Origin of the sequence: Endozoicomonas sp. ONNA1 (assembly GCF_024606325.1) — a bacterium.
In the GTDB taxonomy this organism is placed as follows: domain Bacteria; phylum Pseudomonadota; class Gammaproteobacteria; order Pseudomonadales; family Endozoicomonadaceae; genus Endozoicomonas_A.
In genome coordinates this window covers 1-1,722 of record NZ_JAHHPN010000473.1, presented here as the reverse complement: position 1 = coordinate 1,722, position 1,722 = coordinate 1, and the positions used below count along the sequence as shown (strand labels likewise).

Genomic DNA, 1,722 nt, shown 5'->3' with positions numbered 1-1,722 from the left:
TGCATTGCAGAAGGCATTAACCGCTGGCAGGCCGGTGGTATTCCGGGGACTGGAGAGTAATCCGACGCTTCAGCAACTTCTGGAACCCCTGGCTGTTGGGCAACCTCTGTTGGTGAATGGCCAGTTGCAGGCCTATCCAAAGGCTCATGTCAAAATACTCTGGCCTGAGTTTGCGAGGAGCACGTCTTCGGTATTGACTTCCATGGTTGCCACGGGTAAACCTTGCCCTGAGGTCAATCTCTGGGATATCAGTGCCCAAAGATATGATATCCCCCGGACTGAGCTGCCAGAACAAGCACTTCACTCACTCTACAAAGCCTTTAAAACCGTACCTGCCCACCTCTGTAACCCACTGCCTGAAATGACCGAAGGGTTGCTGAATAACCTGATACTGACTGCCCGGCGAGCACAGCAGGTTGACCACTCCCCAAAACTCCTGCCCCGCCACTGGCGCAAGGCCATTAACAGCGTCATCACCCATGGCACCCGACAGAATCCGGTAGTGCGGGATTTTATGAAAGTGGCTTGTTGGTGGATACTGCCGGATGCTTGTAAAAAGCCGGATGAGCATCCCCCTCCCTCGGTGGACCCGGATCAGTTAACTGCCATCATCAACGGTTCCCTGCGGCTGGACAGAACGTTTGTGAAGCAAAACCTATGGCCACTGGCCCGAGTTTTTGACCCGCGGTTATTTAAGGACTGCCCATTTCAACTGTCTTATGAAAAACCATTTTCAAAGTGTGATGAAAAAGAAGTTCTGGGCAGGTTCTGTGCCATGATCGTGGCTCATGCGCCTGAACAACAACGTCAGGCAATGGCGCATCAGTTGCAGGTCGATCCGGCAGCAGCGCCCCGTCTACGGTTAGCCATCAGGCCATCAAGACAGATCAAACGTTTGCAAGATGCACTGGCTTCTGGTTGGCGGTTACCTTTGTCACCAGGGCAGACGCGGTCCGATGCCATTCTCGCTCTGGCCACTGATTGTTTTCACATGGCCAGAAGAGAACATGACGCAGAGAACCCTGACGAAGAACGCATTGAGCGAATTGAATACGTAGAAAACCGACTGTCTCAATCACTGGAATGGCAAGGTTCTGCCGATCAGCCCATGTCAGCGCTGGCGGACGATCTTTATCACGGCTCGACTAATCAGAAGGATCGTGAAAGTCGTCGATTATCACGACTCCATGACCGGTTAGCAGACTCTCCCGTTATATTCGTGCAAGGAGAAACCGGCACCGGGAAAAGTTACTTTTCTGCCAGAATGGCAGAGGCTTCGGGAGAGGCTTCAGTGCTGTCCCTTGGGCCTTCTGACAGCGAACAGACCCTGATGCAACGCTGGCAGTGGCAAGAACACCCCGATGGTGACCGCTCTACGGAACAGCAAAACCGGATGCTGATGGAATGGGCCAGGACACCCGACAAAGACGGACACTATCTCACTCTGGTTCTGGATGAAGCGAACCTGGCCAAAACCGGATTGCTGGCGTCATTAAACGGCTTATGGGAACCGGAACCCTGTATCTATGTGAATGGCCACCCTGTCAAGGTTAGCTCAAAACACCGGGTCATTCTCACCGGTAACCCGGATCATTATGCCGGACGCCAGCTGGATCCGACCCTGAAAGAGAAACTGCCTATGGCTTATTACCCACCTTTGGACCAGGCTTTCCTTCGGGACAGGGTGGTGGAACCGGCTCTGGTTAAGCAATTACAACGGCA

The 1,722-nt window shown here is 53.3% G+C and carries 1 protein-coding gene; it reads left to right on the top strand.

Annotated features, from left to right (window positions below):
* Positions 1–1,722: AAA family ATPase (locus tag KDK19_RS10800; protein ID WP_257291930.1), on the top strand; the 1,722-nt coding region annotated here is incomplete at both ends.